This is a genomic window from Pseudomonas sp. TTU2014-080ASC (genome assembly GCF_001446935.1).
GTDB lineage: Bacteria > Pseudomonadota > Gammaproteobacteria > Pseudomonadales > Pseudomonadaceae > Aquipseudomonas.
This window is the reverse complement of sequence record NZ_LKKK01000002.1, coordinates 555,813-579,954: the sequence shown is the minus strand read 5'-3', so window position 1 is coordinate 579,954 and position 24,142 is coordinate 555,813. Positions and strand designations below refer to the sequence as shown.

The following is a 24,142-nucleotide window of genomic DNA, read 5'->3' as shown; positions in this document are numbered from 1 at the left end:
CACGTTGGCGGGGGCTTTTTTAAGCCGGGACTAATTAGGCCTTAGCTTTCTTGGCAGCGCGGGTACGCTCGCCTTCGTCGAGGATCTTCTTACGCAGACGGATCGACTTCGGCGTTACTTCGCACAGCTCGTCGTCCTGGATGAACTCCAGAGCCTGCTCCAGGGTGAAGCGGACTGGCGGAACCAGTGCGATCACTTCGTCTTTACCGGAAGCACGCATGTTGTCGAGCTTCTTGCCCTTGGTTGGGTTAACGCCCAGGTCGTTGTCACGGCTGTTCAGACCAACGATCTGACCGTTGTAGATTTCCTGACCGTGCTCGATGAACAGCTTGCCGCGAGCCTGCAGGGTTTCCAGGGAGTAGGTAAGAGCCTTACCGGTTTCGATGGAAACCAGAACGCCGTTCTGACGGCCGGACATCTGGCCGGACTTCATCACGTCGTAACGGTCGAAGATCGAGGTCAGGATGCCTGCACCGTTGGTCAGGGTCAGGAACTGGTTACGGAAACCGATCAGACCACGGGCCGGGATGTTGTATTCCAGACGCACACGGCCTTTGCCATCCGGCGCCATGTTAGTCAGGTCACCCTTACGCAGACCCATTTCTTCCATGACTTTACCCTGCGCTTCTTCAGGGATGTCGATGGTGACGTTCTCGTACGGTTCGTGCTTAACGCCGTTAACTTCACGGATGATTACTTCCGGACGACCAACGCCCATCTCGAAACCTTCACGACGCATGGTTTCGATCAGTACCGACAGGTGCAGCTCACCACGGCCGGATACTTTGAACTTGTCAGCGCTGTCGCCTTCTTCAACACGCAGGGCCACGTTGTACAGCAGCTCTTTGTCCAGACGCTCCTTGATGTTACGGCTGGTCACGAACTTGCCTTCTTTACCGCAGAATGGCGAATCGTTGACCTGGAAGGTCATGGAAACGGTCGGCTCATCAACGGTCAGCGGAGTCATCGCTTCAACGTGGTTGATGTCGCACAGGGTGTCGGAGATGAACAGCTCGTCCATACCGCTTACGCACACGATGTCGCCAGCGGAGGCTTCTTCAACGTCCACACGGTGCAGACCGTGGTGGCCCATCAGCTTGAGGATACGGCCGTTGCGCTTTTTACCATCAACGTCGATGGCCACAACTGGGGTGTTCGGCTTAACAGTACCGCGGGCGATACGGCCAACACCGATAACGCCGAGGAAGCTGTTGTAGTCCAGTGCAGAGATTTGCATCTGGAACGGGCCAGTCACGTCAACGTCCGGAGCTGGTACGTGGTCAACGATGGCTTGGTACAGCGGAGTCAGGTCTTCCGCCATGTCAGTGTGATCAAGACCGGCAATACCGTTCAGGGCCGAGGCGTAAACAACCTGGAAGTCCAGTTGCTCGTCGGTTGCACCCAGGTTGTCGAACAGGTCGAAGATTTGATCCATAACCCAGTCAGGGCGTGCACCCGGACGGTCGATCTTGTTGATTACAACGATCGGCTTCAGGCCAGCTTCGAACGCTTTCTTGGTTACGAAGCGAGTTTGCGGCATCGGGCCGTCCTGGGCGTCAACCACCAGCAGTACGGAGTCAACCATCGACATTACGCGCTCTACTTCACCGCCGAAGTCGGCGTGGCCGGGGGTGTCGACGATGTTGATGCGGTAGTCATTCCACTTGATAGCGGTGTTCTTAGCCAGAATGGTAATGCCGCGCTCTTTTTCCTGATCGTTGCTGTCCATCACGCGCTCGTCGTTGAGCTCGTTACGCTCCAGGGTGCCGGACTGGCGCAGGAGGGCATCAACCAGGGTAGTTTTACCGTGGTCAACGTGGGCAATGATGGCAATGTTACGTAGATTCTCGATCACGTCTGTATCTCTAATCAGAGGATTCGGGTGCCGCTTAGTCTAGGCGACGAATATTGAGGTATTGCGAATAGGTCAGGCGGTGCACGAGCACAGCGACGAAAGGCGGCCTGTTCGAGTGCTACAGACCAGCGTCGCGGCAGCTTTTACGCCGCCTGCATGTCGGGGGGGCGATGGCGGATGCTGCCGCCATTCCAGGCAGGTCTCTTATGCCGGACGATAAACGCGCACATTGGCATGCCCCTCGCTCAGCAAATGATGAGCATGCAGGCGGCTCATGACACCTTTGTCGCAATACAGCAGGTACTGGCGGGTGTTATCCAGTTCCTTGAATTTGTTGTTGATCGCGTAGAACGGCACGCTCTGAACTTCAATATCGGCCAAATCCAGCGGATCGTCTTCGACCGCATCCGGGTGGCGAATATCAATCACCACATGGCCGGCCAGCGCTTCATTCACTTCTTCGATCCTAATGTCCTTGCCCAGCTCGTCGATGACCTTGTCGATCGGCAACAGAGTTGCACGCTCAAGGGCGCGCTCAAGGATGGCCATGTCGAAATGGGTTTCTTCTTTCTCGATCCGGTAACCACGCGCCTTGGTGGTCGGGTTAACCGAGATCACACCGCAGTATTCCGGCATATGCCGGGCGAAATCGGCGGTGCCGATCTCGGTAGCGGTATCAATAATGTCTTGCTTGTGGCTGGCCAGAAGCGGGCGCAGCACCAGCATGTCGGTGGCCGAGTCGATCACCGAGAGGTTCGGCAGGGTCTGGCTGGATACCTGAGAGATGGCCTCACCGGTCACCAGCGCATCAATGTTCAGGCGCTCGGCCATACGGGTCGCGCCACGCAGCATCATGCGCTTGAGGATAACGCCCATCTGGCTGTCATCGACCTTGGTGAGGATCTCACCCACCACTTCCTCGAACGGCACGCTGATAAAAAGAACGCGGTGCGAGCTGCCGTATTTGTTCCACAGATAGTGCGCCACTTCCATCACGCCCAGCTCGTGAGCGCGGCCACCCAGATTAAAGAAGCAGAAGTGAGTCAGCAGACCACGGCGCATCATTTGATAAGCCGCTACGGTGGAGTCAAAGCCCCCGGACATCAGCACCAGCGTCTGGTCCAGCGAGCCCAGCGGATAGCCGCCAATACCCTGATGCTGACTGTGAATCACGAACAGGCGCTGATCACGGATTTCCATGCGCACCAGCACTTGCGGCTGCTTTAGCTCAATACCAGCGGCACCACACTGCTGACGCAGTTGGCTGCCCACATAGCGTTCGATATCCAGAGAGCTGAAATCATGCTTACCGGCGCGCTTGCAGCGCACGGCAAACATCTTGCCCGGAAGCAAATCGGCGTAATGCTGTTTGCACTTAGCGACCACATCATCAAAGTCGCCCAGCGGATATTCATCCACCTGCAGAAAGTGCACGATGCCCGGCGTACAGCGCAGACGCTCGATGATTTCCTGCTGAGCTTTAGGGTCTTCAACCTGAGTGCTGACCACCATGTTGTCCCAGGTGCCGCTGACATCGACCTTGGGATCCAGAGCACGCAGAACCGAACGAATGTTCTTCGCCAACTGCCGGATAAACTGCTTGCGCACAGGCCGGCTTTTGATGGTGATTTCGGGGAAGACTTTAACGATCAGTTTCATGAAAACAGTGCGCGCCGGAGACGCCAAAAAATCAGGGGCGCGGATTATAGCGGAAATTGCTCATGATTTGACCAAAAAAGTAACGCACCAAAAGTGTGCACCAACTCAGAGCAACAGATAGAATATCCGCCCAGTAATAGTGCATGAAACAGCCCTAAAATTGGCCATTTCCTGCCCGATGCGTCAAGCTCGCGGGTTTGCGCTCGCCCCAAGTACTGGCATGCAATTTGCTCCCTTGTGAGGCAGGAACCTCCGGTGGACTATGCCGCCGGGCCAGACCAAATTTTTAGGGCAAAAATTAAGCCCGAATCTACCTGGAGAACAGCATGTCGAAGTCGATTCAACTGATTAAAGAACATGACGTGAAGTGGGTTGACCTGCGCTTCACCGACACCAAAGGCAAGCAGCACCACGTGACCATGCCGGCCCGTGACGCGCTGGACGAAGACTTCTTTGAAGTCGGCAAAATGTTCGACGGCTCCTCCATCCATGGCTGGAAAGGCATCGAAGCCTCCGACATGATCCTGCTGCCAGTTGATGAAACTGCTGTGCTCGATCCGTTCACCGAAGAGCCAACCCTGATTCTGGTCTGCGACATCATCGAGCCGAGCACCATGCAAGGCTACGACCGCGACCCGCGCTCCATCGCCAAGCGCGCTGAGGAATACCTGAAGTCCACCGGTATCGGTGACACCGTATTCGTAGGTCCGGAGCCTGAGTTCTTCATCTTCGACCAAGTTAAGTTCAAGTCCGACATCTCTGGCTCCATGTTCAAGATCTACTCTGAACAAGGCTCTTGGATGACCGACCAGGACGTAGAAGGCGGCAACAAAGGCCATCGCCCATCCGTTAAAGGTGGCTACTTCCCGGTTCCGCCGGTCGACCACGACCACGAAATCCGTACAGCCATGTGTAACGCCCTGGAAGAAATGGGCCTGGTCGTAGAAGTGCACCACCACGAAGTGGCCACTGCTGGGCAGAACGAAATCGGCGTGCAGTTCAACACCCTGGTGAAGAAAGCTGACGAAGTTCAGACCCTGAAGTACTGCGTACACAACGTAGCCGATGCCTACGGCAAAACCGCAACCTTCATGCCGAAGCCACTGTACGGTGACAACGGTTCGGGCATGCACGTGCACATGTCCATCTCCAAAGATGGCAAGAACACCTTCTCCGGTGAAGGCTATGCCGGCCTGTCCGACACTGCCCTGTACTTCATCGGCGGTATCATCAAGCACGGTAAGGCTCTGAACGGCTTCACCAACCCAGCCACCAACTCCTACAAGCGTCTGGTACCTGGCTTCGAAGCTCCGGTCATGCTGGCTTACTCTGCCCGCAACCGTTCCGCTTCAATCCGTATCCCATACGTTTCCAGCCCGAAAGCGCGCCGTATCGAAGCTCGCTTCCCGGACCCGGCAGCTAACCCGTACCTGTGCTTCGCTGCACTGCTGATGGCGGGTCTGGATGGTATCCAGAACAAAATCCACCCTGGCGATGCTGCAGACAAGAACCTGTACGACCTGCCACCAGAAGAAGGCAAGCTGATCCCACAAGTGTGCGGCAGCCTGAAAGAAGCCCTGGAAGAACTGGACAAGGACCGCGCGTTCCTGACCAAAGGCGGCGTATTCTCCGACGACTTCATCAACGCCTACATCGAGCTGAAGGCTGAAGAAGAAATCAAAGTACGCACCTTCGTACACCCGCTGGAATACGACCTGTACTACAGCGTCTAATCCAACGCGCTACAGAAAAGGCCACCTTCGGGTGGCCTTTTTTATGCCCCCCCAGAACAGCATCCACTCCACCAGAATGAACGACATCCACTCAGACCTGCCACAGATAAACCGCCAGTCCGGCCAGTGCCGACACCAGCAACACTTCCATCACCCCGCGCTTGAACCTGAACAGCGCCACGGCAGAGACCAACGCGATTAGCGCAGCAGGCCAGTCGAAGACACCGCTAAAGCCTTCCGGCCACAGCACGTGATAGGCGAAAAACAGCGCCAGATTGACGATTACCCCAACCACTGCAGCGGTAATGCCGGTCAGCGGTGCAGTAAAGCGCAGCTCGCCCCGGGTTGATTCCACTAACGGACCACCTGCCAGAATGAATAAGAAAGAAGGCAGAAAGGTAAACCAGGTCACCAGCGCTGCCGCCACTGCGCCGCTGATAAAGCCCGAGTCACCAAACACCGGATGCAGGTAGGCACCGATAAAGCCAACAAACGCCACCACCATAATCAGCGGCCCTGGCGTGGTTTCCCCCAACGCCAGTCCATCAATCATCTGCCGCGGCGTCAGCCAGCCGTAGTGATCAATCGCGCCCTGATACAGATACGGCAGGACCGCGTAGGCACCGCCAAATGTCAGCAACGCCGCCTTGGTGAAAAACCAGGCCATCTGCGTCAGCGTGCCTTCCCAGCCATACAAGCCAGTTAGCAGCGCCATCGGCAAACACCACAACACAGCCCCTGTCAGCAGTAACAACAACAGGCGCGACCAACGGAATCGTGTGTGCTCAGGCAGGCAGTGATCATCTAAAACAGGCGAACCGAAATCGCGTCCGGCTTCGCCATGCCCACCGCCCACGCTGAAGGCCTCAGGCAGCAGACGCCCACCTATATAACCGGCCAGCGCAGCCCCCAACACAATCATCGGGAATGGCACCTTGAGCGCGAAGATCGCCACAAACGAAGCGCCGGCAATCCCCCACAGCCAGTTGTTCTTCAGCGCGCGCGAGCCAATGCGCCAGGCGGCCTGCAACACGATGGCAGTCACTGCCGGCTTGATTCCGTAGAAAATTCCGGCCACCAGCGGCACATCACCATAAGCGATATACAACCAGCTCAGGGCGATGAGAATAAACAGTGACGGCAGCACAAACAGCGCTCCGGCGATAATCCCCCCCCAGGTGCGATGCATCAGCCAGCCGATATAAATAGCCAACTGTTGCGCCTCAGGTCCGGGCAGCAACATGCAGTAGTTGAGGGCATGCAAGAAACGCCGCTCAGAAAGCCAACGGCGCTTCTCGACCAACTCCTGATGCATGATTGCGATCTGCCCGGCCGGCCCACCAAAACTGATGAATCCCAGTTTCAACCAGAACCAAAACGCGCTTATCAGGCTGATCGGCTCAGGCTGGTGCCCCTCGACAGAGTTGTTCATTCATTAACCTGAGATAAAAGTTCTAAGCTATTGGCCGTTGGTGACATTTTCATGTCTCCCTCTCATGATTTCACAGCGTTTTACGTATACTGCGCAACATCCCGCCCCCTCCCACTAGTCGTGAATTCCTCCCGTGAAAATCCGTCATGCCCTTGCGAGTCTGCTTCTGCTCTGCAGCAGCTTAAGCCCAGCCGTATACGCCGCTCCCGCCCAGCAAGATCTGGCCGCTGGCAGCGCCCTACTGGTCGACCTGAACACCAACCAAGTGCTGTACGAACGCAATGCCGATACCGTGGTGCCAATCGCTTCGGTCACCAAATTGATGACTGCCATGGTGACGCTTGATGCAAAGCTGCCGATGGACGATATGCTGCCCATCACCATCCGCGATACCAAAGAAATGCAAGGGGTATTCTCCCGCGTGCGAATCGGCAGCGAACTGAGCCGCCGCGACATGCTGCTGCTAGCCCTGATGGCCTCCGAAAACCGCGCAGCCGCCAGCTTGGCGCACCACTATCCGGGCGGCCATGCTGCCTTTATTAACGCCATGAACGCCAAGGCGCGCAGCCTGAGCATGAACCATACGCACTTTGTCGAGCCGACCGGTCTGTCCGAGCACAACGTCTCCAACGCCCGCGACTTGGTACTCATGATTAAGGCAGCCAGCCAGTATCCTCTGATCAAACAATTCTCGACCACCGATGAGAAAACCCAGGCCTTCCGCAAACCCAATTACACACTGGGCTTTCGCAACACCAACAATCTGGTGCGCAAGCCCGACTGGAAGGTCAACCTGAGTAAAACCGGCTACACCGGCGAAGCAGGCCGCTGCCTGGTGATGAATACCGTGATGAATCAGCGGCAAGTCGCGTTTGTGGTCCTTGATGCCTTCGGCAAATACACCCACATGGCGGACGCTACCCGCCTCAAGCGTTGGCTCGAAACCGGCCGGGTAACACCAGTCCCGCCAGCGGCCATCAGCTATCGCGAGCAGAAACTGGCACAGCGCCAGACATCAACACAGTAAGAAGACGCTGAAACAGCGGCACTACCTGCAGGGAGTGCCGCCGTTAAGGGAGGAGTCTGTCGTAGGTATCGGCTGACGCAGATGCTCAGCGAGCAGAAAGCGCACCAGTTCTGGCAGCGGCAGACCTTTACTGATCAGATAGCCTTGCGCCTGATCACAGCCGTACTGCCGCAACAACGCCAGATGCTCGGTGGTCTCCACGCCCTCGCCTACCACCTGCAAGCTAAGGTTGTGTGCCAGATTGATCATAGCCCGCACTAATTGACGGTTTTCTGCACGCTCCAGCATCCCGCCGACAAAACTCTTATCGATCTTCAGCAAGGTGATCGGCAGACTATTGAGGTGCACGAAGGAAGAGAACCCAGTGCCAAAATCATCCAGCGAGAACTGAACACCCAAGTGCTCCAGCTCCAGCATTGTCTGCTGAACCTGTTCACTGCGGCGCATCACTGCGGTTTCCGTCAGCTCAAATTCGAGCCAGCGAGCGTCCACACCATGCTCTTTAATCAACCGCTCCAACGTCGGCAGCAGCTGACTGTCCTGAAACTGCCGAAACGACAGATTGATCGCCATGTGCAATGGCGGAAGGCCCTGCGCGATCAACCACTGCATGTCTCGCAACGCCCGGCTGATAACCCAATAGCCGAGTGGCACGATTAGCCCGCTTTCCTCGGCCAGCGGCACAAACTCATCCGGGCCCAACAGACCATGCTTGCTGTGACGCCAGCGCACCAGAGCCTCAAGACCGACAATGCGTTCGGTCTCCAGACACAGGCGCGGCTGATAGTGCAATTCGAGCTCATCACGACGCAGGGCCCGACGCAGCTCGCCCTCTAGGTCGACCTGACTACGGGCGCTGCGATTAAAGCGCTCGTCATAGAAATGAAAGGTGCAGCCTTGCTGAGTCTTAGCTTGTTGCATGGCAATGTGCGCGTGCCACATCAGCGTATCTGCCGTGCTATCACTGTTAGCGCTAGCCAGTCCCAGACTGCAGCCCATGAGCAGACTCTCGCCGTCAATCCAATACGGCTCATCCAGCACCTCGGTGACTTTCGTGGCCAGCACCTCGGCGCGACGCGCATCGCGGCGAGTATCGATCAGCAAGGCAAATTCGTCGCTGCCAAGTCGGGCGATCTGCTCCCCCGGATGCAGTAACGCGCTGATCCGGCTGACCACCTGCAGAATCAAACTATCGCCACCGCGATAACCGAGCGCATCATTAACGTGGCGAAAGTTGTCCAGGTCCAAATGCCCCAGCACCAAGCCACGCCCGTCAAATTCCGCCAACCGGACAGCCAGCAATGTCTGGAACCCCTGACGGTTGGCCACACCGGTCAACACATCCTGCTCAGCCAAGCGGTTCAATGTTTCATTAAGACTGCCACGCTCACAGGCATAGCGCAGACACCGACGGATAACCTCAGGATTCAACTGATCGCGCACCAACCAGTCCGCCACACCTTCCGGCTCAATCTCCGGCTCGTGCTCCAGCAGCAATACAATCGGTAACGGACAATGCCCCAACGTGGGCAACTGTAATTCTGTGGCCAGCACAACAGCGTGGCTGGCCGCATCAAACAGCGGACTAACCGCTTGCCATGAAGGCGCAGTAATAAATCTGTAAGCACCGCCAAACGAGCCAAGATATTCGCTCAGCAGCGAATCCCAGCCTTGTGATTCCGCTAGTAGGCATACCTCTAACGGTTGGACTAACGCCGCCAAAAAGCCCCCCAACACAGCAAAAGGAACGGTATCCCGTCCGGACGCGTCTAAACCGACGACTCTCCCACCTTCCGTGGTGAATACGGCCCTGTCTTGCTCTACTACAAGCGACCCTTATTCAATCCAGAGTAAATGATTACAAGATTAAACCAACCCCAACACGGCCAAGATAGTGTGACGCGCGGCACATTTATTAACCAGTCACAGCATCACCTCGCGGCCTGTTAAAATATCCGACCACTCCCTTTGACGATTGATTGCATGTCCCGACTGAACCCCCGGCAGCAGGAAGCCGTGAACTATGTCGGCGGCCCACTTCTGGTGCTCGCCGGCGCAGGTTCCGGCAAAACCAGCGTAATTACCCGCAAGATCGCCCATTTGGTGCAAAACTGCGGTATAGCGGCCCGCCACATTGTTGCCATGACCTTTACCAATAAGGCGGCGCGGGAAATGAAGGAGCGTGTCGGCACGCTGCTTAAAGGTGCAGAAGGGCGCGGGCTGACCGTCTCTACCTTCCACAACCTGGGGATGAACATCATCCGCAAGGAATACGCACGTCTGGGCTACAAACCCGGCTTCTCGATCTTCGATGACGGCGACATCAAAGCCCTGCTCTCGGACATCATGCAGAAAGAGTATTCCGGCGACGACGGCATCGACGAAATCAAAAACTACATCGGAGCCTGGAAAAACGACCTGATCCTGCCCGACGAGGCCATCAGCAAGGCGCGCAACCCCAAAGAACAAACCGCGGCCATCGTCTACCTGCACTATCAGCGCACGCTGAAGGCTTACAACGCAGTGGACTTCGACGATTTGATCCTGCTGCCGGTAAAGCTGTTTCAGGAACACGCGGACATTCTAGAGAAGTGGCAAAACCGCATCCGCTATCTGCTTGTGGACGAATATCAGGACACCAACGCCAGCCAGTACCTGCTGGTGAAGCTACTGGTAGGCATGCGCAACCAGTTCACCGTGGTGGGCGACGATGACCAGTCAATCTACGCCTGGCGCGGTGCGCGGCCGGAGAACCTGATGCTGCTCAAGGAGGACTATCCCTCCCTGAAGGTGGTCATGCTGGAGCAAAACTACCGCTCCACCAGCCGCATCCTAAAATGCGCCAACGTGCTGATCGCCAACAACCCACACGCCTTCGAGAAGCAACTGTGGTCGGAGATGGGCGTTGGCGATGAAATCCGCGTAATCCGTTGCCGCAACGAAGACGCCGAGTGTGAGCGGGTGGCACTCGAAATCCTCACTCTGCACTTGCGCACGCAGCGGCCTTACAGTGACTTCGCCATTCTTTACCGGGGTAACTATCAGGCCAAGCTGATGGAGCTGAAGTTGCAGCACCATCAGATCCCCTATCGCCTGTCCGGCGGTACCAGCTTCTTCGCCCGTCAGGAAGTGAAAGACCTGATGAGCTACTTCCGCCTGCTGGTGAACCCGGATGACGACAACGCATTCCTACGCGTCATCAACGTGCCGCGCCGGGAAATCGGTTCAGCGACGCTGGAAAAGCTCGGCAACTACGCCTCCGAGCGAAACATCAGCATGTACGCTGCGGCGGGAGAAATGGGGCTGAGCCAAGTGCTGGACGCCCGCTACACCGACCGCCTGAACCGTTTCACCCGCTGGATGGACCGCATCCGCCAGGAGTGCGCGCAGAACGATCCGATTGCTGCCATCCGCAGCATGGTCATGGATATCGACTACGAAAACTGGCTGCGCCAGAACGCCTCCAATGACAAAGTCGCTGACGCGCGCATGAGCAACGTCTGGTTCCTCGTCGATGCCCTGAAGAACACCCTTGAGCGCGACGAAGATGGCGACATGACCATCGAAGACGCCATCGGTAAGCTGGTTCTGCGCGACATGCTCGAGCGTCAGCAAGAGGAAGAAGAAGGTGCTGACGGCGTACAGATGCTGACCCTGCATGCATCCAAAGGTCTGGAGTTCCCCTACGTGTTCATCATCGGCATGGAAGAGGAAATCCTCCCGCACCGCTCCAGCATCGAAGCGGACACCATCGAAGAAGAACGCCGCCTCGCCTATGTCGGCATCACCCGCGCCCGGCAGAATCTGGTGATGACCTTTGCCGCCAAGCGCAAGCAATACGGCGAGATCATGGATTGCCTGCCGAGCCGCTTCCTAGACGAGCTGCCACCTGAAGACCTGCAATGGGAAGGTTTAGAAGACGCACCCCAAGAAGTTAAAACAGCCCGTGGCAACGATGCCCTGGCCAATATGCGCGCAATGCTCAAGCGCAACTGAGTTGCCAGCACGCTGGCAGCCGGAATGTTAAACAACAGGCAATAAAAAACCGCCCCGAGAGGCGGTTTTTTATGAGATCAGCGCGATTACAGGCCAGACATTTTCTGAATGGCTTCACGCAGCTCATCATCGGAGCAGTCAGCGCAGGTGCCTTTTGGCGGCATGGCGTTGATACCGGAGATGGCTTTAGCGAGGATGCCGTCCAGACCACCCTGGTGATCAGCGCGGTCTTTCCAGGCAGCAGTGTCGCCGATTTTCGGCGCGCCCAGCAGGCCAGTGCTATGGCAAGCGTTGCAATGCTTGGCGATGATGTCGTCAGCACTACGCGCGCCACCACCAGCAGCTACGGCAACGGCACCAACGCCTTTGCACTCTTCGCCTTGGATGCAAACTTCACCAACTGGCTTCAGACGTTCGGCAATCGCCTCATCAGTCGTGGCCTGAGCAGTCACTGCCCACAGGGCCAATACAGCAGCTGGTGCCACCAGCATTTTCTTCATCAGATTCACGGTACACCCTCATCGTGGCTAGTCACGCTCGCGGCCACGGTTTCGCGAGCGGCGGACATTATATAGGTTCAAACACCAACCCGAAACAACCCATATTGTCGCAGGGTTATTGGATTTCGGGCAGAAGACGCAAAAACCTGCACACCAGCCGTGGTTCAGAAGTTAGCCGGTGTTGTTGCGCTGATCAGCCGAGCAGGCAGCTCAAACGGGTTGCGAAACCGGTGTGGCTTACTGCTTTCGAAGTAATAACTATCACCGGGCTCAAGAATAAATACCTCTGAACCCACCGTGAGTTCCAATTTACCTTCGACCAGCATGCCGGCTTCCTCACCCTCGTGGGTGTACATCTCATCGCCCGTATCGGCTCCCGGTGGGTAGGTTTCGTCGAGGAAAGCAATGGCCCGGCTCGGATGCGCCTTGCCCACCAACTTCATGGTGATGGCGCCGCTGCAAATATCAGTCAGATCGTCTGCCCGGTAGACGACCTGGGTCTGGGTTTCCTGGTCCATATCCAGTGAGAAGAATTCGACCAGCGACATGGGGATTCCCCCAAGCACCTTCTTCAGCGAACTGATCGAAGGGCTGACGCTGTTCTTCTCGATCATGGAGATGGTGCTGTTAGTGACGCCCGCACGTTTGGCGAGTTCACGCTGGGAAAGGCCCTTAAGCTTGCGTATGGATTGCAGTCGAACACCGACGTCCAATGTGGTAATCCCCCTCGGGAAATAACGGAATGAAGTCGCCGTATCATGGCAACAGCGTTCAGTATTTACAACACCAAGGAGGACTCTGCTACACAGCCGCTCGTCTAGGCACCGACGTAGAGCAGTGGTACACGTTTGAGGTTGCAGAAAATCTGGTAGGGAATGGTCTGTGCGGCCAGCGCAAGATCACTTGCAAGTACCTGCTTACCCCACAGTTCGACCCGGCTGCCTACGCCGGCCTGGGGCAAATCCGTCAGATCCACCGTGAGCATGTCCATTGAGACCCGTCCGATCAGGCGAGTCAGCTGCCCATCCACCGCTACCGGCGCTCCGTTCGGGGCGTGGCGCGGGTAGCCGTCGGCATAGCCCATGGCAACCACGCCGACCCGGGTTGGTCGCTCGCAAATAAACTTGCCACCGTAGCCAACCGGCTCGCCGGCCGGCAGTTCGCGCACACTGATGATCTTTGATTCAACAGTCATCACCGGCTGCAACTGACTGGCTAGCGGGTGCTCAACCTCGAATGGCGTAGCCCCGTAAAGCATCAGGCCCGGCCGGACCCAATCAGTGTTCTGCTGCTGAGAAAACAGCTGCGGCCAACCCAAAATGGCGGGCGAATTTCGCAGGCTGACTTCAGCATTAAGTGCCTGGCGGACCTGTTCAAAGGCACGCACCTGCTCTTCGCTGCGCTGACAATCCAGCTCATCGGCGCGGGAGAAGTGGCTCATCAGAACGATCTTGGCGACCTTACCAGTCGCCTGCAGTCGCCTGTACGCCGCTTCGTACTGCTCGGGATAGAAGCCGACCCGGTGCATGCCGCTGTCCATTTTTAACCACACGGTCAGCGGGGTTTTGACCGAACTCTTTTCGATGGCCTGCAGTTGCCACTCAGTGTGCACCACACACCAAAAGTCATGCTGCTCGATCAATGACAACTCATCGGCTTCAAAAAAACCTTCCAGCAACAGAATCGGCCCGCGAATACCGGCGGCGCGCAATTGCAGGGCCTCTTCAATACAAGCCACCGCATAACCGTCGGCAATATCCTGAAGGGCCTGGGCGCAACGCACGGCACCGTGTCCATAGGCATCGGCCTTGATCACCGCAAGGGCGCGGGCACCAGTGCTTGAGCGGGCCAGTTGATAGTTGTGTCGCAGGGCTTGTAGATCGATGAGTGCACGGGCAGGACGCATGGAATTCTCGTTTTAATCAAACGACCGCCAGCAGACATCTGAAAAATACTGGCGGTCGGGGTGGAACAGGTGGCAGCGCTTACTGCGCTGCCACAACGGTCATTTCGACCAACACTTCAGGTTTGTACATCTTCGCTTCTACACAGGCTCGAGCCGGAGCCGTGCCCGGAGCAACCCAGGCATCCCAGACCTGATTCAGGCCGTCGTAATCCCGCTCCATGTCCTTCAGATAGATGGTCACGGAAAGGATTTTCGACTTATCGCTGCCCACCTCAGCCAGCAAACGATCAATGCTGGCCAGGGTTTCCTGAGTTTGCTGCACGATGTCGCCGTTGTAGTCATCCGCCAATTGCCCCGCCAGGTAGACGGTACTGTTGTGAATAACAATTTCGCTGTAACGCGCTTCAGTGTGCAGGCGCTGAACTGACATGCTTCGGAGTCTCCGCAGAACGGTTATATCGGGAAATATCCAGACCTTCAGCGCTGATCTGCGGGCGTTTTTTCGCCATCAGATCAGCCAACAGACGGCCTGAACCACAGGCCATGGTCCAGCCCAACGTGCCGTGGCCGGTATTGAGGTACAGGTTGCTGATGCCAGTTGCCCCCACAATCGGCGTGCCGTCCGGAGTGGCCGGACGCAGCCCGGTCCAAAACTCAGCACGGGACAGATCGCCACCTTGCGGATAGAGATCGCCGGTGATCATTTCCAGGGTTTCACGACGACGTGGATTCAGGCTCAGATCGAAACCTGCGATTTCCGCCATGCCGCCCACACGAATGCGGTTGTCAAAGCGGGTGATCGCCACTTTATAGGTTTCATCGAGGATGGTCGAAGTCGGTGCCATATCCGGGTTAGTGATCGGCACGGTCAACGAGTAACCCTTAAGCGGGTAAACCGGTGCTTTGATGCCCAGTGGCTTGAGCATTTGCGGGCTGTAGCTGCCCAGCGCCAGCACGTACTGATCGGCCGTTTCCAGCTTGCCGTCGATCCACACGCCATTGATGCGGTTGCCCACCGCATCCAGACGCTGGATGTTCTGCCCAAAGCGGAATTCGACGCCCAAATTACGGGCCATCTCAGCCAGTTTGGTGGTGAACATTTGGCAGTCGCCAGTCTGATCATTAGGCAGACGCAGTGCGCCGGCCAGCTTATCGGTCACGGACGCCAGTGCAGGCTCAACACGGGCAATTCCGGCGCGGTCCAGCAGTTCGTATGGCACACCGGACTGCTCAAGCACGGCGATATCTTTAGCAGCGCTATCCAACTGCGCCTGAGTGCGGAACAGCTGGGTGGTGCCAAGGGTGCGGCCCTCATAGGCGATGCCAGTTTCAGCGCGCAGTTCGTCGAGGCAGTCGCGACTGTACTCGGACAGGCGCACCATACGTTCTTTGTTTACGGCATAGCGGCTGGCGGTGCAGTTACGCAGCATTTGCGCCATCCACAGGTACTGATCGATGTCACCAGTGGCCTTGATCGCAAGCGGTGCATGCTTCTCCAGCAGCCACTTAATGGCTTTGAGCGGCACACCCGGTGCTGCCCAAGGCGAGGCGTAGCCAGGCGAAACCTGACCTGCGTTGGCGAAGCTGGTTTCCATGGCTGGCGCCTGCTGGCGATCCACGACAACCACCTCAAAACCCTGCCGAGCCAAGTAGTACGCACTGGCCGTGCCAATCACACCACTACCGAGAACCAGAACACGCATGACGCTCTCCTCAAACCACAATCAGCACTTTTGTACTTTTTTCTAGACTACAGTTGGGCGCAGTATAGGAACTCTTACGCAGTGCAATTCACTATATAAGAAGCTATATTTGGCGAGAATTCTTGGCACAATTGCCTTTCGCAGAGGGAGATCCACCTTGCGCACCCAACATCAAAGCAAACGTGAACTGGATAAGATTGACCGCAATATCTTGCGCATCCTGCAGGAAGACGGACGTATTAGCTTTACCGAACTCGGTGACCGTGTAGGTCTGTCCACCACGCCCTGCACTGAGCGCGTACGCCGCTTGGAGCGCGAAGGCATCATCATGGGCTACCACGCCCGCCTCAACCCGCAGAACCTCAAAGCCAGCCTGCTGGTGTTTGTCGAGATCAGCCTGGACTACAAGTCCGGCGACACCTTTGAAGAATTCCGCCGTGCCGTGCTCAAGCTACCGCACGTACTAGAGTGCCATCTGGTCTCCGGCGATTTCGACTATCTGGTAAAAGCCCGCATCAACGAGATGGCCAGCTACCGCAAACTGCTCGGCGACATCCTGCTCAAGCTGCCGCACGTGCGTGAGTCGAAGAGCTATATCGTGATGGAAGAAGTGAAGGAAACCCTAAGCCTGCCGATTGCAGACTGAGGCTTACACCAATACTTGGCGAGTGCTGGCAATCAGTTGATGCACCTGCCGTTCAACGGCTGGCTCCGTCAGTTCTTCAGGACGTTGCCCGCGCGGACACGGCAGGCTTTCGGTGGTGCCGAACAAACGGCAAATCAGCGGGCGCTGGTCGTACACCTCACAACCGTTTGGGCCAAGATGCACGCAGTTGTACTCCACCAGTGCAGCGTCGTGCTCGGCGTCGCTCTTTGCCGGCAAACGTGACATCTCCTCAGATGAAGCCGTCACCGGCCCGCAGCAATCGTGACAGCCGGGCACGCAGGCGAAGCTGGGAATCTGCAAACGCAGACGATCAATTTTGCGGCTGACACAACTCATGGAACACATCCTCAGACATCAGCCGACATTCTAGCGCAGCCCACTTCCAGAGCGGCGCATACCTGCCCGGTTGCGTTCCATTTACGACTACAGGCTTGGCGCACGGTAACTCCGGCGCTTATGCTTCGTAAAAATTCCACAACACAATAATCAGGATTTCAAACATGAGTGGCCGCGTTCATCAGCCCGTGCACACCCACCAGCATGCTGCGTCGTATTACGCCGCCAGCGCTAACCAACAGCTCGCATTTGCGCCCCTGCGTGGAGAGGTTCGCGCTGATGTTTGCATTGTCGGTGGTGGTTTTTCGGGCCTGAACACAGCCATTGAGCTGGCGCGCAAAGGCCTCTCTGTAGCGTTGGTTGAAGCCCGCAAAATTGGCTGGGGTGCCAGCGGACGCAACGGCGGCCAGCTAATTCGTGGCGTCGGTCACGGGGTTGAACAGTTTGAGAACATCCTCGGTAGCGAAGGCGTCCGTCAGATCAAGCTGATGGGCCTGGAAGCAGTTGAGCTGGTACGCCAGCGCGTGGATGAATTCAACATCAACTGCGACCTGACCTGGGGCTACTGCGACCTGGCCAACAAGCCCAGTCACCTCGAAGGGTTTGCCGAAGACATGGCCGAACTCAAACAGCTCGGCTATCGCCATGAAATGCGTCTGCTGCAACCAGAGCAGATGCACGAAGTGGTCGGCTCCAATCTGTATGTCGGCGGCATGATCGACATGGGTTCAGGCCACCTGCACCCACTCAACCTGGCCTTGGGCGAGGCCGCCGCCGCGCAAAGCCTGGGCGTGCAACTCTTTGAAGACTCCGCCGTCACGCGCATTGAATACGGCCCACAAGTCAGTGTGCATACCGCTCAAGGCGTGGTGCGCGCAGCCAATCTGGTACTGGCCTGCAACGCCTATCTGAATGATCTGGACCCAACCATTGGCGGCAAGGTACTTCCGGCTGGTAGCTACGTAATCGCCACCGAGCCGCTCAGTGAAGAAGAAGCCAAGTCACTGATTCCGCAAAACATGGCCCTGTGTGATCAGCGCGTGGCGCTGGACTACTACCGCCTTTCCGCTGACCGCCGCCTGCTGTTCGGCGGTGCCTGCCATTATTCTGGACGTGACCCGGCGGACATTGCCGCCTATATGCGCCCCAAGATGCTCAAAGTATTCCCGCAGCTGGCCAACAAGCGTATCGACTTCCAGTGGGGCGGCATGATCGGCATCGGTGCCAACCGTTTGCCGCAAATCGGCCGTCTTGCCCAGCATTCCAACGTCTACTTTGCTCAGGCCTACGCTGGGCATGGCGTGAATGCCACGCATCTGGCGGGCAAGCTGCTTGCAGAAGCCATCAGCGGTCAGCTCAACGGTGGCTTTGATTTGTTCGCCAAGGTCCCGCACATCACCTTCCCCGGCGGTAAACACCTGCGCTCACCGCTGTTGGCACTGGGCATGCTCTGGCACCGTCTTAAAGAGCTGGTTTAATCGCCGGCTCTACTTCCAGAACGGACGTCGGGCCTCTTCTGCGGCCTGGCTCCGGCTCAAGCCCACATCCTTCAGCTCATCATCCGTCAGTTGGCTCAGCACGCGCCGGGTTTTAATCCGCTGTAATACGCGCAGCCAGCCCTTACCAACCCCAGCCTGAGAACCATACAGATTCGCTCCTGGCCCGACCTTATCCAATACAGTTACTGGATCGCCCTGCGGACCTGCTGTTTGACCTTTCATCCTGAACTCCTGTCGCCTGTTTACGCTGAAGTCCATGATGCAGGTGCTGCTGAATGCCTTACAGATTCAGCAAATAACAATTAAAAACATACAGATCAGCATAAGTTCATCTGAATTGAGCTTTTAAAGCCAATCTGTATGGTTAGCCCTTCCGGGAGAGGCTTAGGATGACGCTCTATATCAATCTGGCTGAGCAGTTGAGCACACGCATTGAACAGGGCCTGTATCGACCCGGCGAGCGCCTGCCTTCGGTCAGGGCGCTAAGCCAAGAGCACGGCGTCAGCCTAAGCACGGTGCAGCAAGCCTACCGACATCTTGAAGACCTTGGCCTGGTCTCACCAAAACCCAAATCCGGCTATTTCGTGCCGTTCAGCCGCCAACCCGCGCGCCTGCCTCAAATCAGCCGGGCCGCCCAGCGGCCTGTGGATATCTCTCAGTGGGAACACGTACTGGATCTGGTCAGTCTGGCACCGGACGACGGCATTCTGCAGCTCGGCCGGGGTATGCCGGATATCAGCAGCCCAACACTCAAGCCCCTGCTGCGCAGCCTGTCGCGCCTGAGCCGCCGTCAGCAAAGCAAGGACCTCGGTTACGGCAGCCTCAAAGGCCATCAGGCCCTGCGCGAACAGCTGTCGAGGTTGATGGTCGATTCTGGCAACCAGATTCCGGCCGATGAAATCATCGTCACCAGCGGCTGCCACGAAGCCTTGTCAGTTGCCTTCCGCTCGCTGTGTAAGGCCGGCGATATCGTCGCCGTCGACTCGCCCAGCTTCCACGGCGTCATGCAGGCACTGAAAGGCTTCGATATCAAAGCCCTCGAGCTGCCCACTGACCCTCTGACCGGTATCAGCCTGGACGCCCTTGAACTGGCGCTTGAGCAATGGCCGATCAAAGTCATACAGCTCACCCCAAGCTGCAACAACCCGCTTGGCTACATCATGCCCGAGGCCAACAAGCGACGGCTGCTGACCTTAGCTCAGCGCTACGATGTGGCGATTATTGAAGACGATGTATACGGCGATCTGGCGTACAGCTACCCAAGGCCGCGCACTATCAAATCCTTCGATGAAGATGGCCGCGTGGTGCTGTGCAGCTCCGTCTCGAAAACCCTGGCACCCGGTATCCGTATCGGCTGGATTGCCCCCGGCCGTTATCTGCAGCAAGTGCTGCACCAGAAATACATATCCAGTGGCATGACGGCACAACTGCCGCAGGAGGCCCTGGCAGACTACCTCCTCGGCGGCCACTACCAGCCGCATCTGCGGCGCATGCGCAGCCAATACGCCCGTAACCGCAACGTGATGATCGACTGGATCAGGCGCTACCTTCCGGAGCAGACCCGCTTCAGCCAGCCGGAAGGCGGTTACATTCTGTGGCTGGAACTGCCCGAACACTTCGACAGCCAGCGCCTGAACCGCCTGCTGCTACCACACAAGCTGATCATCGCTCCCGGCAGCATCTTTTCCGCTGCCGGTAAGTTCCGAAATTGCCTGCGTATCAACTACGCCAACAAGCCAACCCAGCAACTGGAACAGTCGATCCAGTTGCTGGGGCAATGCATCCGGCAACTGCTCGACTAACCTGCTTAATTCTGCGTCTGCAGGCCTTTACCGCGCCAAGCCAGCACAACAAATCCGGCCGCGCCCAGCGCCATCATCAGCGGCAGCGCATGGCCGCTGACCCAGTGGGTAGCGGCACCGGTAATCAGCGGCCCGACCAGGCAGCCAATCCCCCACAACTGGGCGATATGCGCATTAGCCTGCACCAGCTCATCGTCACGGTAGCGCTCACCAATCAGAATCAGCGAAATAGTGAACAGACTGCCTGCCGTCGCCCCAAACAACACCAGCACCGGCCAAACCAAAGGCGTATGCAGCGTCAGCGGAACCGCGAGACTGGACAGCACCAGCACCACGCCACACCCAAGAAACAGACGACGGCGAGACATCTGATCCGCCAACCAGCCAATCGGCAGTTGCAGCGCAGCATCACCAACCACCACCACGCTGACCATGAACAACGCGACTTCCTGCGTGAAGCCCTGACGCAAGCCATAAATCGGCATCAGGGTCAGCACCATCGCCTCAAATGCAGCAAACAACATAACCGCCCAGGCAATCGCCGGAATGCGCTGACAAAACTCCAGCAAGTTGCGCGCAGAAGCGCTGTGCGCCTCGACCGTCGGTGCACCGGTGCGCCCCAACAGCAAGAGTGAACCGCCAATCAGCAGGCCCACACCAACCCAAAAGCCCAGATCACCTTCTGCACCGACTGCAGCCAGCAGCAAAGGGCCACACAGATAACTCAGGGCATAGCCAGTGCCGTACAGCGCCACCAAGCGCCCGCGCCACTTCTCAATTGCCAGCTGGTTGATCCAGCTCTCGCCCAAAACGAATACAACAGTCAGACCGATACCCAGCACCAGGCGCAGCACCAACCACACGGCGTAATTCTGAATCAGCGCCATGCTGATCACGGAAACCGCCCCGAACAGCAGGCACGCCTGCATCACCCTGACCGTACCGAGCCACGAGGCCAGCCGGCCAGCCACGCTCGCCCCCAGCAACACACCCACCGCCGGCGTGGCCGCCATTACACCAATGGCGAAGGAGCTGTAGCCCCACTCCTCCAGGCGCAATGACACCAGCGGCATGGTCACACCAAGCGCCAAACCGATACTGATTACTGCTGCGCAGACTGCAAAGTATGTACCCCAACGCATTACCAGAACCCTTATGAACACCCGATAAACCAAAGCGGCCGGATCTCCAGAGGAAACCCGGCCGCAGGTGTGGCGATTAGCAGCCGCCAGGCTGCCTCAACCGGCCCCGAAGGGCGGACCTATCAATACACGTTACAGCTTGATCCAGGTGGCCTTCAGCTCGGTGTACTTGTCGAAGGCGTGCAGGGACTTGTCACGACCGTTGCCCGACTGCTTAAAGCCGCCGAACGGCGCAGTCATGTCACCGCCATCATATTGGTTGACCCAGACGCTACCGGCACGCACAGCCTTGGCAGTCAGATGCGCCTTGGACAGATCGCTGGTCCAAATACCAGCGGCCAAGCCGTAGATGGTGTCGTTGGCAATCGCGATCGCTTCTTCCACGTTGTCAAAACCGATCACCGACAGGACCGGGCCAAAAATTTCTTCCTTGGCGATGCGCATTGCATTGGTCACGCCGTCAAAGATGGTCGGCTCTACATAAGTACCGCCGGTTTCTTCCAGCACACGGTTACCACCAGCTACCAGCTTGGCACCGTCATCGTGACCGGCCTTGATGTAGCTCAGCACGTTGTTCATCTGCGTGGTATCGACCAGCGCACCGACATTAGTGGCCGGGTCCAGCGGATTGCCCGGTTTCCAAGCCTTGATTGCCTCGACCACCATCGGCACAAATTTGTCCTTGATGGAGTTTTCCACCAGCAGACGGGAACCTGCGGTACACACCTCGCCTTGGTTGAAGGCAATGGCACTGGCAGCAGCCTCAGCAGCAGCCTTCAGATCCGGCGCATCGGCAAATACGATGTTCGGGCTCTTACCGCCTGCTTCCAGCCAAACGCGCTTCATGTTGGATTCGCCAGCGTAGATCATCAGTTGCTTGGCGATTTTGGTCGAACCGGTGAACACCAGTGTGTCGACATCCATATGCAGCGCCAACGCCTTGCCGACTGTGTGACCGAAACCAGGCAGGACGTTGAGAACACCAGCCGGAATACCCGCTTCGATGGCCAGTTGAGCCAGACGCAGGCCGGTCAGGGAAGACTTCTCAGAAGGTTTCAGGATCACCGAGTTACCGGTGGAAAGAGCTGGCCCGAGTTTCCAGCAAGTCATCAGCAGCGGGAAGTTCCACGGCACGATGGCAGCGACAACGCCGACAGGCTCGCGGGTCACCAGACCCAGCTCGTTGTGAGGTGTTGCAGCAACTTCGTCGTAAATTTTGTCAATGGCCTCACCGCTCCAACGAATGGCGCGGGCAGCAGCCGGCACATCAACAGCCAGGGAATCGCTGATCGGCTTACCCATGTCGAGGGTTTCCAGCAGCGCCAGCTCGTCGCGGTTGGCTTCGATCAGATCAGCCAGTCGGATCATCCGCTTCTTGCGCTCGGTCGGGGCCATGCGGGACCAGACACCAGACTCAAAAGTCGCACGGGCATCGACAACCGCCAGATCCGCATCGGCCTGATCGCAGCTAGCCACTTTCCCCAGCAAACGTCCATCCACCGGGCTGATGCAGTCAAAAGTGTCGCCCGAAACAGCTGCACGGTATTCACCGTGAATAAAGGCCCGGCCCTCGAATTTCAGGTCCTTGGCACGCTGTTCCCAGTCGGCACGTGTCAGGCTAGTCATACGAACATCCCCTATTAGCAGTGATAGCGCCGCAGGTTGCCGCTTGCGCTGTAAATTATTTTGCATGGGTTCACGCCAACCCACTCTTGCCGCAACACTAAACCAGAGCCTCTGATACTTCCAATATTTTTTACATTCGCCCCGGAATCCCCCTTGTTATGTGCGGATTATTAAACATAGACTGGCCGTTCATCTGACCACCACAACAAGCCTGCCGCAGCAGTGCGTACCTCTATCGGACTTGCTTATGAACATCGACAGCATCATCGACTTTGCTCAAGCCACCACCCCAGCCGAGCACTATCGCCCAGCCCCCGAGAAAATCCTCAAAGGCGACGCTGAGCAAAATGTACGCAATCACTATTCAAGCCCGTGCGGACAGTTCAGCACCGGTATCTGGGAAGGCGAAGTGGGTCACTGGACCATCAACTACACAGAACACGAGTACTGCGAGATGCTGCAAGGCGTATCAGTCCTGCGCGACAAAGACGGTAATGCCAAGACCCTGCGCGCCGGCGACCGCTTTGTGATTCCAGCAGGCTTCAGCGGCACCTGGGAAGTGCTGGAGACAACCCGCAAGGTTTACGTGATTTTTGAACAGAAGAGCCAGTAAGCACTGACTCTACAGATCCCCTTTTTAGCCCGCCGCGTGCGGGCTTTTTCTTGCGTGAAAAACACTCAGAAACGGGACAAGATAAAATCGCAGACATGAAAAAGCCCGCACTAGGCGGGCTCTTTCAAGAGAAGCAAATCAATTACTTGATTTTGCCTTCTTTGTAGATCACGTGCTTACGCACAACAGGATCGTACTTTTTGATTTCGATCTTGTCTGGAGTAGTGCGCTTGTTCTTGTCGGTAGTGTAGAAGTGACCAGTACCGGCACTCGAGATCAAACGGATCAATTCACGCATGATTTAGCTCCTTAAACCTTTTCGCCGCGAGCGCGCAGCTCGGCCAGAACAGCGTCAATACCACGCTTGTCGATTACACGCATGCCCTTGGCGGAAACGCGCAGACGTACAAAACGCTTCTCAGACTCAACCCAGAAGCGGTGATGCTGCAGGTTCGGCAGGAAACGACGACGGGTTTTGTTGTTTGCGTGGGAAATGTTGTTCCCGGTTACCGGACCCTTACCGGTAACTTGACAGACTCTCGACATGCCTCAGCCCTCTAAAACCACATGCCCAACCCGGCATGGGTTGGCCGCATAAACTCAATGTCATTGGCGCTCGACGCCACGTATCTCGAGGGTCTTACCG

General features: G+C 57.1%; 22 protein-coding genes. 7 read left to right on the top strand and 15 right to left on the bottom strand.

Going from position 1 to position 24,142, the window contains the following annotated elements; all coding sequences use genetic code 11:
- Nucleotides 1-34: 34 nt before the first annotated feature.
- On the bottom strand, nt 35-1,855 hold the full coding sequence (gene typA / locus AO726_RS08170; protein ID WP_058067570.1) for a translational GTPase TypA: 1,821 nt from the start codon (nt 1,853-1,855) through the stop codon (nt 35-37).
- Between the two features lie 204 nt (nt 1,856-2,059).
- Nucleotides 2,060-3,514, bottom strand: a complete 1,455-nt coding sequence (thiI, locus tag AO726_RS08165; RefSeq protein WP_058067569.1) for a tRNA uracil 4-sulfurtransferase ThiI — start codon at nt 3,512-3,514, stop codon at nt 2,060-2,062.
- A 326-nt stretch (nt 3,515-3,840) separates the two neighbouring features.
- On the opposite strand from thiI, the gene glnA reads away from it, so the two are divergent.
- Nucleotides 3,841-5,247 carry a glutamate--ammonia ligase gene (gene glnA / locus AO726_RS08160; protein ID WP_058067568.1) on the top strand — a complete coding sequence of 469 codons (1,407 nt, stop codon included), beginning with the start codon at nt 3,841-3,843 and terminating at the stop codon, nt 5,245-5,247.
- Nucleotides 5,248-5,338: 91 nt separating this feature from the next.
- Here the strand turns inward: glnA and chrA are convergent, their stop codons facing one another.
- Nucleotides 5,339-6,679, bottom strand: a complete 1,341-nt coding sequence (gene chrA, locus AO726_RS08155) for a chromate efflux transporter (protein WP_058067567.1) — start codon at nt 6,677-6,679, stop codon at nt 5,339-5,341.
- A gap of 133 nt (nt 6,680-6,812) precedes the next feature.
- On the opposite strand from chrA, the gene pbpG reads away from it, so the two are divergent.
- Entirely contained in the window at nt 6,813-7,706 is an 894-nt protein-coding gene (gene pbpG, locus AO726_RS08150) for a D-alanyl-D-alanine endopeptidase (RefSeq protein WP_058067566.1), read from the top strand.
- Nucleotides 7,707-7,727: 21 nt separating this feature from the next.
- On the opposite strand, the gene AO726_RS08145 is transcribed toward pbpG, so the two are convergent.
- Nucleotides 7,728-9,428, bottom strand: a complete 1,701-nt coding sequence (locus tag AO726_RS08145; protein WP_058067983.1) for a putative bifunctional diguanylate cyclase/phosphodiesterase — start codon at nt 9,426-9,428, stop codon at nt 7,728-7,730.
- A 261-nt stretch (nt 9,429-9,689) separates the two neighbouring features.
- Between AO726_RS08145 and rep the strand changes: the two genes are divergently transcribed.
- Nucleotides 9,690-11,702 carry a DNA helicase Rep gene (rep, locus tag AO726_RS08140; RefSeq protein ID WP_058067565.1) on the top strand — a complete coding sequence of 671 codons (2,013 nt, stop codon included), beginning with the start codon at nt 9,690-9,692 and terminating at the stop codon, nt 11,700-11,702.
- Between the two features lie 86 nt (nt 11,703-11,788).
- Here rep and AO726_RS08135 read toward each other — a convergent pair whose 3' ends face one another.
- From AO726_RS08135 to dadA, 5 genes are all read right to left on the bottom strand, one after another.
- Nucleotides 11,789-12,211 (bottom strand): c-type cytochrome, encoded by a 423-nt coding sequence (locus AO726_RS08135; RefSeq protein ID WP_058067564.1) that lies wholly within the window; start codon nt 12,209-12,211, stop codon nt 11,789-11,791.
- A gap of 155 nt (nt 12,212-12,366) precedes the next feature.
- Nucleotides 12,367-12,915, bottom strand: coding sequence for a cupin domain-containing protein (locus tag AO726_RS08130; protein ID WP_058067563.1), 549 nt, complete (start codon nt 12,913-12,915; stop codon nt 12,367-12,369).
- A gap of 104 nt (nt 12,916-13,019) precedes the next feature.
- Entirely contained in the window at nt 13,020-14,108 is a 1,089-nt protein-coding gene (gene alr, locus AO726_RS08125; protein WP_058067562.1) for an alanine racemase, read from the bottom strand.
- A gap of 79 nt (nt 14,109-14,187) precedes the next feature.
- Nucleotides 14,188-14,538: a RidA family protein gene (locus AO726_RS08120; RefSeq protein WP_058067561.1), complete on the bottom strand. Its 351-nt coding sequence runs from the start codon at nt 14,536-14,538 to the stop codon at nt 14,188-14,190.
- The gene (gene dadA, locus AO726_RS08115) at nt 14,513-15,811 is read right to left on the bottom strand and encodes a D-amino acid dehydrogenase (RefSeq protein WP_058067560.1); all 1,299 of its coding nucleotides are present in this window, start codon (nt 15,809-15,811) and stop codon (nt 14,513-14,515) included. The genes AO726_RS08120 and dadA overlap by 26 nt, the downstream gene beginning before the upstream one ends.
- Nucleotides 15,812-15,968: 157 nt before the next feature.
- Here dadA and AO726_RS08110 point away from each other — a divergent pair, with 157 nt between their 5' ends.
- Entirely contained in the window at nt 15,969-16,457 is a 489-nt protein-coding gene (locus AO726_RS08110; protein WP_058067559.1) for an Lrp/AsnC ligand binding domain-containing protein, read from the top strand.
- Nucleotides 16,458-16,460: 3 nt separating this feature from the next.
- On the opposite strand, the gene AO726_RS08105 is transcribed toward AO726_RS08110, so the two are convergent.
- Nucleotides 16,461-16,814: a YkgJ family cysteine cluster protein gene (locus AO726_RS08105; protein ID WP_058067558.1), complete on the bottom strand. Its 354-nt coding sequence runs from the start codon at nt 16,812-16,814 to the stop codon at nt 16,461-16,463.
- A gap of 164 nt (nt 16,815-16,978) precedes the next feature.
- Here AO726_RS08105 and AO726_RS08100 point away from each other — a divergent pair, with 164 nt between their 5' ends.
- A complete protein-coding gene (locus AO726_RS08100; RefSeq protein WP_058067557.1) occupies nt 16,979-18,292 on the top strand; it encodes an NAD(P)/FAD-dependent oxidoreductase in 1,314 nt (437 codons plus the stop codon).
- A 9-nt stretch (nt 18,293-18,301) separates the two neighbouring features.
- Here AO726_RS08100 and AO726_RS08095 read toward each other — a convergent pair whose 3' ends face one another.
- Nucleotides 18,302-18,535, bottom strand: coding sequence for a DUF1127 domain-containing protein (locus tag AO726_RS08095; RefSeq protein ID WP_082629086.1), 234 nt, complete (start codon nt 18,533-18,535; stop codon nt 18,302-18,304).
- Between the two features lie 167 nt (nt 18,536-18,702).
- On the opposite strand from AO726_RS08095, the gene AO726_RS08090 reads away from it, so the two are divergent.
- Nucleotides 18,703-20,115 (top strand): aminotransferase-like domain-containing protein, encoded by a 1,413-nt coding sequence (locus AO726_RS08090; protein WP_058067556.1) that lies wholly within the window; start codon nt 18,703-18,705, stop codon nt 20,113-20,115.
- A gap of 5 nt (nt 20,116-20,120) precedes the next feature.
- Here the strand turns inward: AO726_RS08090 and AO726_RS08085 are convergent, their stop codons facing one another.
- Together AO726_RS08085 and AO726_RS08080 are read right to left on the bottom strand one after the other, a co-directional pair.
- Nucleotides 20,121-21,257 (bottom strand): MFS transporter, encoded by a 1,137-nt coding sequence (locus tag AO726_RS08085; protein WP_058067555.1) that lies wholly within the window; start codon nt 21,255-21,257, stop codon nt 20,121-20,123.
- Nucleotides 21,258-21,389: 132 nt separating this feature from the next.
- Complete coding sequence (locus AO726_RS08080) at nt 21,390-22,883, bottom strand: aldehyde dehydrogenase (RefSeq protein ID WP_058067554.1); 1,494 nt, start codon at nt 22,881-22,883, stop codon at nt 21,390-21,392.
- Nucleotides 22,884-23,130: 247 nt separating this feature from the next.
- Between AO726_RS08080 and AO726_RS08075 the strand changes: the two genes are divergently transcribed.
- Nucleotides 23,131-23,496 (top strand): cupin domain-containing protein, encoded by a 366-nt coding sequence (locus AO726_RS08075; protein WP_058067553.1) that lies wholly within the window; start codon nt 23,131-23,133, stop codon nt 23,494-23,496.
- A 142-nt stretch (nt 23,497-23,638) separates the two neighbouring features.
- On the opposite strand, the gene rpmG is transcribed toward AO726_RS08075, so the two are convergent.
- On the bottom strand, nt 23,639-23,794 hold the full coding sequence (gene rpmG / locus AO726_RS08070; RefSeq protein WP_003177274.1) for a 50S ribosomal protein L33: 156 nt from the start codon (nt 23,792-23,794) through the stop codon (nt 23,639-23,641).
- Between the two features lie 11 nt (nt 23,795-23,805).
- Nucleotides 23,806-24,042 (bottom strand): 50S ribosomal protein L28, encoded by a 237-nt coding sequence (gene rpmB, locus AO726_RS08065; RefSeq protein ID WP_003290799.1) that lies wholly within the window; start codon nt 24,040-24,042, stop codon nt 23,806-23,808.
- Nucleotides 24,043-24,142: the final 100 nt, after the last annotated feature.